8 protein-coding genes are annotated in these 8,256 nt (G+C 44.8%); 4 read left to right on the top strand and 4 right to left on the bottom strand.

The features are described 5' to 3' along the window. Window positions 1-705 (top strand): DNA polymerase IV (dinB, locus tag BCT81_RS23035; protein WP_102425979.1); only part of this gene is annotated, 705 nt, incomplete at its 5' end. A gap of 76 nt (window positions 706-781) precedes the next feature. On the opposite strand, the gene BCT81_RS23030 is transcribed toward dinB, so the two are convergent. After that, complete coding sequence (locus BCT81_RS23030) at window positions 782-2,716, bottom strand: RecQ family ATP-dependent DNA helicase (RefSeq protein WP_102425978.1); 1,935 nt, start codon at window positions 2,714-2,716, stop codon at window positions 782-784. Between the two features lie 145 nt (window positions 2,717-2,861). Here BCT81_RS23030 and BCT81_RS23025 point away from each other — a divergent pair, with 145 nt between their 5' ends. The 3 genes from BCT81_RS23025 (at window position 2,862) to BCT81_RS23015 (ending at window position 5,839) form a co-directional block, all read left to right on the top strand. Beyond that, window positions 2,862-3,335, top strand: coding sequence for a GreA/GreB family elongation factor (locus BCT81_RS23025; RefSeq protein WP_102425977.1), 474 nt, complete (start codon window positions 2,862-2,864; stop codon window positions 3,333-3,335). A gap of 88 nt (window positions 3,336-3,423) precedes the next feature. Further along, a complete protein-coding gene (locus BCT81_RS23020; protein WP_102425976.1) occupies window positions 3,424-4,200 on the top strand; it encodes a YggN family protein in 777 nt (258 codons plus the stop codon). 277 nt (window positions 4,201-4,477) lie between these two features. Continuing rightward, window positions 4,478-5,839, top strand: a complete 1,362-nt coding sequence (locus BCT81_RS23015; RefSeq protein WP_102425975.1) for a sodium-dependent transporter — start codon at window positions 4,478-4,480, stop codon at window positions 5,837-5,839. Window positions 5,840-6,004: 165 nt separating this feature from the next. Here BCT81_RS23015 and lipA read toward each other — a convergent pair whose 3' ends face one another. The 3 genes from lipA to ybeD all read right to left on the bottom strand — a co-directional run bounded on the left by lipA (window position 6,005) and on the right by ybeD (window position 8,107). Beyond that, entirely contained in the window at window positions 6,005-6,970 is a 966-nt protein-coding gene (gene lipA, locus BCT81_RS23010; protein WP_004737631.1) for a lipoyl synthase, read from the bottom strand. Between the two features lie 4 nt (window positions 6,971-6,974). Continuing rightward, window positions 6,975-7,634, bottom strand: a complete 660-nt coding sequence (gene lipB, locus BCT81_RS23005) for a lipoyl(octanoyl) transferase LipB (protein WP_102425974.1) — start codon at window positions 7,632-7,634, stop codon at window positions 6,975-6,977. A 194-nt stretch (window positions 7,635-7,828) separates the two neighbouring features. Continuing rightward, a complete protein-coding gene (gene ybeD, locus BCT81_RS23000; protein WP_026084358.1) occupies window positions 7,829-8,107 on the bottom strand; it encodes a DUF493 family protein YbeD in 279 nt (92 codons plus the stop codon). Window positions 8,108-8,256: the final 149 nt, after the last annotated feature.

Genomic DNA, 8,256 nt, shown 5'->3' with positions numbered 1-8,256 from the left:
GGCTCTGCAACACTTATCGCTGAATCGATTCGTCGTGATATCTGGAATGAACTTAATCTAACGGCGTCTGCTGGTATTGCTCCGATAAAGTTTTTGGCGAAAGTGGCTTCGGATATGAATAAGCCTAACGGGCAATTCGTTATCCCTCCACAAGACGTGCAAACGGTAATCGATGAACTACCACTTGAAAAGATCCCCGGCGTCGGCAAGGTGAGTATTGAAAAGCTTCACCAAGCGGGCTTTTTTACCTGCAAGGATATAAAAGAGTCTGACTATCGCGATCTACTACTTAAATTTGGTCGCCAGGGCGCCTCATTGTGGAAGCGCAGCCATGGTATCGATGAGCGAGAAGTCATTGTCGAGCGTGAGCGCAAGTCTGTCGGGGTTGAAAGAACCTTTACCCAAAATATATCGACTTACGCCGAGTGTTGGCAGGTGATAGAAGACAAGCTGTTTCCTGAACTTGAAACGCGATTGGAAAAAGCGAGTCCAAGTAAAGCGATCATCAAGCAGGGTATTAAGCTCAAATTCGCCGATTTCCAACAAACCACTATTGAGCACATTCATGCATCTCTAGATCGTGAACACTTCAAAGAGCTGTTAAGTGAAATACTCAAAAGGCAGCAAGGGCGAGAGATACGCTTACTGGGCTTGAGTGTGATGTTGCAGCCCAAAGACCAAATGCGTCAGCTGAGTTTTTTCTAAAGGCAGAGATTGGAGAGTGCGTCCCATAAGTACCGACTAAGCTTCGTTGCTTAGTCGGTTTTATTATCGTTTAGAGTTACCTAGGAAGCTGTTTAACTCGCGCTAAAGTATCACTGAATGGTTGCTGCTCTAGCTTTCCGTAGCCGACCATTTTGCTTGCTTTAAGTTTGGTTGAAAGTGGGGTGGCGATTCCACAGAGAAAGCGAGTGATGGCTTCATCGGTAATCAGTTGTTGGCTTGCAGAAATAAACTCATGAATCCATGTCATGACTGTCTCATCATCGACCGATTCAACATCAACGCTTGGTAAGGTTGCTACTTGACCGCGGCACACAGAGCAGTGACCGCAGGCTTTTGGCGCTTCGTTGTCTGCAAAGTAGCTTGCTAGGCGAGAGCTTAGGCACGTGTCAGCTTCAAAGAAGCTCAGCATTTGATTGAGACGATTTATCTCGCTGTTCTCTTTTGCTTTAAACAACTCTGTAAGTCGCTCAGATAACTGCATCATCTCTTCAGAAGTATTGTGGATCGCATAAACATCGGTGATCTGTTTACTTTCCAACTCAATCCAGCCTTGCTCATTAAAGTAATCGATAGCGGCAATCACGCGTTGACGATCAGCTTGGAAGTGAGTCCAAAGTGCTTCGAAGTCGACTTGGCACCAGACTCTCGCTTGTGGTGAGCATTGAAAAATCGCTTCAACAAAGTTACGACGCTCACCTTGGAACTGTTCGGTTATCTGCTGTTTAGGGCGAATGAACTTAAATTTATAGTCAGCGAAGTAGCTGTATTTAGGCTCAATGACGCCTTCAATTTCAAGGTAAACCAGTAACGTTTTGAGTGGCAGCTGGCGAATGTTAGATTCACGCGAAAGTTGGTTAAGCATGATTTCCCATTGATTAGCGCCAGATGGCCCAATATTTTGGTTTTCGTAGATCTCTTTCAATACGGCTTGGATGGATATGTTGTCCGGTGTATCGCCAAACACGAAGTTCTCAAGCGTGCTCAAGCCGTGTTTATTGGCCAGTAAGATACACTCAGAAGTTTGTCCATCACGGCCAGCTCTTCCTATCTCTTGGGAGTAGTTCTCTATCGATTTAGGTAAGTCAAAATGAATCACTCGGCGGATATTTGATTTGTCCACGCCCATGCCAAATGCAATCGTTGCCACAATACAGTGCACGTCATCATTCATGAATTGCTGTTGAATAGCATCTCTGTTTTCTGGTTTAAGACCGGCGTGATAAGCCACAGAGTTAACCCCGGCATTACGGAGTTGTTGAGCAACCATCTCTGCCGTTTGCTGCAGAGTAACATAGACAATGGTGGGTGCTTGCGCTGCTTGGTTGACCACATTACACAAGCTTTCTAACTTGTTAGCTTGTTCACATGGCTGAATAGATAAGTCGAGGTTTTGACGATAGAAGCCTGTCACCACAACACGATCTTCATCGATATCGAACTTAGACTTCATATCTTGAATAACAGATGTTGTGGCTGTCGCTGTGAGCAGCAGTACCTGAGGAATGTTAAGCTGCTTTTGATATTGAGGCAGCTTGAGGTAGTCTGGTCTGAAGTTGTGGCCCCATTCAGAAATACAGTGTGCTTCATCGACCACAAGCAACGAGATAGGCACTTGTGAAATAAACTGGCGAAAGCGTTCGTTCTTCAGTCGCTCGACTGAGATCATCAGGATCTTTGTGTCTCCGCTGCGTACGGATTGCATTACTTGCTGGGTGGTTTGCCTGTCTTGGCTTGATTCGATTGCAGCCGCGCTGATGCCTTTGCTGTGTAGGAAAGCGAGTTGGTCTTTCATCAAGGCGAGCAGTGGTGATATCACCAAGGTAAGGTGGGGCAACTCTAAAGCGGGTAGCTGATAACAGAGTGATTTCCCCGAACCTGTCGGGAATATTGCCGCTGTCGAGTGACCAGATAGAACATTATCAATGACTTGCTTCTGTCCGTTTCTCAGTGAATCGAATCCGAATACTTGTTTTAGCTTCTGCTCAATCATTTGTGTTCTACCTGAATTAATAAGTGTTGTCTTGATGCTAAAGCGAGCGCTGATTGACGATAGCGTCGCTTGAGGTATCAAATCTCTTGCACCTGATTGTACCTAATTCTATTCTGTAGCTCCTATAGAAAAGCACCCCAATAGTATGAATAAGTCTGAGCTCCGCCAAATAATCTTAGAGCAACTTGAATCTCGATTACGTATCGCGCAGTCCGCTACACAGCGTGCCATTGATGCTGCGACTGATGAAGAGACAGTTCCTGAACACAAGTACGACACGTTGGCGTTGGAAGCCTCGTACCTTGCTCACGGACAAGCGGTGAGAGTGCAAGAGTGCGAAGAGGATATACAGTGCTACCTAAACCTAGTTTTGCGTGATAGTGAAAAGGTGACGGTGAGTAGCTACGTTGTGGTGATTGACGAGCATGACCAATATAAACACTTTTTCATGGGGCCGAGAGTCGGTGGGCTGTCTGTTACCTGGAACGGTAATGAGGTCTCTATTTTGACTTCGAATGCGCCGTTTGGTCGGGCGCTTATGGGGAAAGAAGTCGGCGACGAGGTTGAGTTTAGCGTCGCTGATAAACCGTTTTGTTACGAAGTGGTTTCTATTGATTGAGCCCCGGGTAAATTGATATAAAACCTTGCCCTGACAAAGAAGCATCAACTCGGGGTATAGTAATCTGGCAGATTGATGAGAGGATGTTATGAAAAGCAATGTATTTATGAAAAACAGTGTATTAATTGCATCGTTAACAGCGGCGATCTCTGTTGTGAGCCTGCCAACATTTGCGGCTCAATGTCGAGTTGATTTGAAGAATGAGTTGCGAATCGATGACCAAAAAGTCGAAATTCATCAGGTAAATGGTGATACCGCCGTGTTCGATGATAATAATAATCTCTATATTCATGGCGAGAAAGTTGAGCTTGATGCTGACCAACAAGCGGCGATTGAAAAATATCGTGAGAGTATGAGTGAGTACATACCACGAGCTAAGCAGATGGCAAGCGAAAGTCTCGCATTAGCCAATGATGTGATTGATGATATTGCTGTTAGTTTAGACTCTCCAGAATCGTTTGATAACGTAAAAGAGTCGATGAAAACGTTTTTCGCAGACCTAGAAGCCCGTTACTACAAAGATGGCGAGCTGGTTTTGCCTGCAGACAGCTTTGAGTCGATGGCCAATGGTTGGTCTGAAGACTTCGAAAAAGCTAAAGAGATCTTTAACCAAGAGTTTATCTCTAGTGCTTTTAATGCCATGTCAGAAAAGATGAAGCAAGAAGGCGGACTCAACCTGACGGAATTGACGGACAGCATGGCTGAACTCAAGCTGAAAGTTGAAGAGCGAATGAAGCAGCATGCTAAGCAGATGGAAGAAGAAAGCGCAGAGTTCTGTGATTCTCTTGATGAGATGGCAGAACAAGAGCAAGAACTGCATGAAATCATTCCGAACCTAAAAGATTATCAAGTATTCACGATTTAATTCGAGTCTAGTGATGAATAGCAAGAGCACCAGTTGGTGCTCTTTTTGTTTGTATTGTTCCCCCAATGATAAGTGTCAATTTTGTGGTCTGACTCTGTTGATGATCCTTTGGTGTCTATATTTGTAGAATTATTGAACTGGAATTTTGTTAATTTTGTGGTTCTAAATAGCGCATTGATTGTAAAAATTAGAGAATTGTTCATTTATTGGTTGTGTCTATCATTGCTTTTTATTACTGTACTCTTCAACTAGTTCACTGATTCTTTGTGCGAGCAATATGGACCAACAATCTTCCTCTTCAAGAGAGCTGTTTAGTTCTCGTTTAGGCTTTATTTTAGCTGCGGCTGGTGCTGCTGTTGGCTTGGGTAACATTTGGGGTTTTCCAACTCAGGTAGCGAGTAATGGCGGTGGTGCCTTTCTACTTGTTTACCTCATCATGATTTTCGTGGTTGCGTTCCCTATGCTGGTGGTTGAAATGGCGATTGGTCGTCATGGTCAAGCCAACCCAGTTGATAGTATGCGTTCACTAACGGCTAATCCGCTAGGCAAAAAAGTCGGTGAATTTGTTGGTTGGATTGGATTAAGTGTCCCAAGTGCCGTACTGGCGTTTTACAGCATTGTTGGTGGTTGGTTAATCTGCTTCCTAATTGGTGCTGTCGCTGATCTTATTGGTCTAGAGGCTGCTGCTGATTGGTTCAAAGGCTTCAGCGTTGAGCGTAATGTATTTGGTACTGTAGCATTCTACGTACTGACCATTCTTATTGTTCAGGGTGGTGTTAAACAAGGTATCGAGAAGTGGTCGACGCGTTTAATGCCAGCACTGTTTGTTTTGTTCGGTTTATTGTTCGTATATATCATGACTCAAGCTGGCGCAATAGAAGGCTTGAAGCATTACCTAGTGCCTGATTTTGAAAAGGTGTGGGATAGAAAGCTAATTCTAGCAGCGATGGGACAAGGCTTCTTCTCGCTAACGATTGGTGGCTGTTCAATGTTGGTTTATGGATCTTACTTAAGTAAGAAAGAAAACCTGCCAAAAATGGCGATGAACGTGACGCTAGTTGATACCGCAGTGGCTTTTATTGCCGGTTTAGTGGTTATGCCTGCGATGTTTGTTGCGATGCAAAAAGGCGTTCAAATCTATGCAGAAGATGGTTCGCTGTTAAGCTCTGACACGCTAGTGTTCACGGTTCTGCCTTTGATGTTTGATAGTTTAGGTATGCTTGGTCAGATCTTCGCGATTGTTTTCTTCTTATTGCTAACCATTGCTGCGTTGACGTCTTCTATCTCAATGCTAGAAGGTCCGGTAGCGCTAGTGAGTGAGCGCTTCAATACCAGAAGAACGCCAACAAGTTGGGTGATTGGTGGTGCAATCGCACTGTTCAGTGTGGTAATTGTCTACAACTTTGCTGCGATGTTTGGCATGGTGGCGATGATAGCGACACAGTACCTGCAACCAATTGCTGCATTGATGTTCTGCCTGTTTGGTGGATGGGTGTGGAGCCGAGCTTCAAAAGTGAAAGAGCTTGAGCAAGGCTGCCCTGATTTTCAGCTTGGTTGGTTTGGTAAGGTTTGGCCGATGTATGTGAAGTTCGTGTGCCCAATCTTAGTGGCAACGGTAATCTGGGCTTCTTTCGGCTAATTCGCAGTTATTGTTTACTTGTCTATCGTTTAGACCTGAATGTACCAAAGCCGCTCTCATAGAGCGGCTTTGTTGTATCTGAATGATAACGTTACGGTTTGTTGATAAGAAAAAGGCGCACCCCCGAGGGAATGCGCCTTTGAAACTTAGGAGATAAGTACTAGTTTACTTGATTTCCATACCTTGTGCTTGCAAGTCTGCATGGTAAGAAGAACGTACAAACGGACCACATGCTGCGTGAGTGAAGCCTAGCTCTAGAGCAATCTCTTTTAGCTCGTCGAACTCTGAAGGTGGCACGTAGCGTTCTACTGGTAAGTGGTGACGGCTTGGTGCTAGGTATTGACCAAGAGTCAGCATAGTTACACCGTGCTCACGAAGGTCTTTCAATACTTGAATGATCTCTTCTTTGGTTTCACCAAGGCCCATCATAACGCCAGACTTTGTTGGGATGTCTGGGTGCTGCTCTTTGAACTTCTTCAGTAGATCAAGAGACCACTTGTAGTTCGCACCTGGACGCGCTTTACGGTACAGGCGTGGCGCTGTCTCTAGGTTGTGGTTGAAAACATCTGGCGGATTGTCTTTCAGTAGCTCTAGTGCGACGTCCATACGACCGCGGAAGTCTGGAACCAGCGTTTCGATACGAATGTTTGGGTTTAGCTCGCGGATCTCACGGTTACAGTCTGCAAAGTGCTTAGCACCACCGTCACGCAAGTCATCACGGTCAACTGAAGTGATTACTACATACTTCAGTTTCATGTCTTGAATTGTCTTCGCCAGTTTCTTCGGCTCTTCTGCTTCAGGAGCAACAGGACGACCATGGGCAACATCACAGAACGGGCAGCGACGAGTACAGATAGCGCCAAGAATCATAAACGTTGCCGTACCGTGGTTGAAACACTCGGCTAGGTTAGGGCAAGACGCTTCTTCACAAACTGAGTGCAGGTTATTTTTGCGCATTGCTGATTTGATTTCTTGGATACGATGGCTGTCTGAAGGAAGTTTAATCTTCATCCATTCTGGCTTACGTAGTACTTCTTTCTGTTCAGCAGGCATATTCTTTACGGGAATTAATGCCATTTTGTCAGCGTCACGATATTTAACGCCTTTTTCCATTTGGATTGGTTTGCTCATGATTTTATGCTTCTGCTGTAATGTTACTGGTGGCTTGAATGTCTACTTGGTCATAGCCGAGCAGCTCTACGAGCTCTTGTATTAACTGTTGCTCAACGTTCTCTAATTCACTTGGTCCGCCTAGCTGGCTTACTTGTGCCATTTCCATACCTTGGTAGCCGCATGGGTTAATGCGTTGGAATGGGGACAGGTCCATATCAACGTTTAGTGCTAGCCCATGGAATGAGCAGCCACGTCGAATTCGTAATCCGAGTGAACAGATTTTCTTGCCATCGACATAAACACCAGGAGCGTCAGGTCGGGCAGCTGAATCTATATTGTAAGCTTTCAGAGTGTTGATTACGAGGTTCTCGATATGAGTAACCAAATCGCGCACTCCGAACTTCTTGCGGCGGATGTTAATCAGAAAGTACGCAACTAACTGACCTGGGCCGTGATAAGTCACTTGGCCACCGCGATCGCTTTGTATCACAGGGATATCGCCAGCATTTAATACATGCTCAGCTTTGCCTGCTTGTCCTTGAGTGAAGACAGGGTTGTGTTCAACCAACCACACTTGGTCTACGTCTTCTTCTGTGCGTTCGTCTGTGAACTTATGCATGGCTTTCCATACAGGTTCGTAATCCTGACGGCCTAATTTTTTTACGATTAGCTTACTTTGCAAAGCGGCACTCCCTCAAGGATTAATAAAGTGAACGCATTATAAACGCGAAACATGATTCTAACTACAGATGGACTGCAAGGTTTTTCAACTTTCTTTGTATTTATTTAAAATTAAGTTGAATGAATTTGACCGTAATAGGGTGCTATAAACAAAAACAGCGGCATTAAGCCGCTGTTTTTCATGCGTAATCGAGGTTACAGGACCATACGAACGATTTCGATCTCGCCTAGTTCTTTGTATAGCGTTTCCACCTGCTCAATTGAAGTCGCAGTGATGTTGATAGAAACAGAGTGGTAGTTACCCTTTGCACTTGGTTTTAGTGTTGGGCTGTAGTCACCAGGAGCATGACGCTGGATCACTTCTAGCACTAGTTCAGTCAGTTCTGGCTTAGCGTGGCCCATTACTTTGTAAGTGAATGAACAAGGGAACTCTAAGAGGTCTTTTAGTTTTGCATCAGAATTGATGTTCATGATTAGCTCCAAAAGGCTAGACTCTCGCAAATTGGCGGAAGTCGATAAAAAGCGTGTTCGGTCAGTAGACTCGAGTAATAAGGCGGAATATTACGTGTAAATATCACTGAACTCAAGATCAACAAAAGCCGCACATTGAAGTGACCCCGTAA

It is taken from the genome of Vibrio sp. 10N.261.52.A1 (assembly GCF_002876325.1).
Lineage (GTDB): Bacteria > Pseudomonadota > Gammaproteobacteria > Enterobacterales > Vibrionaceae > Vibrio > Vibrio chagasii.
Note: the sequence above shows the minus strand (reverse complement) of the source record. Positions and strands in the feature narration are given on the sequence as shown.

Bases quoted from the DNA above. Each gene is read 5' to 3' on its own strand.
- BCT81_RS23025 (WP_102425977.1), top strand. From the start codon at position 2,862: ATGAATAAGTCTGAGCTCCGCCAAATAATCTTAGAGCAACTTGAATCT.
- BCT81_RS23015 (WP_102425975.1), top strand. From the start codon at position 4,478: ATGGACCAACAATCTTCCTCTTCAAGAGAGCTGTTTAGTTCTCGTTTA.
- BCT81_RS23020 (WP_102425976.1), top strand. From the start codon at position 3,424: ATGAAAAGCAATGTATTTATGAAAAACAGTGTATTAATTGCATCGTTA.
- lipA (WP_004737631.1), bottom strand. From the start codon at position 6,970: ATGAGCAAACCAATCCAAATGGAAAAAGGCGTTAAATATCGTGACGCT.
- BCT81_RS23030 (WP_102425978.1), bottom strand. From the start codon at position 2,716: ATGATTGAGCAGAAGCTAAAACAAGTATTCGGATTCGATTCACTGAGA.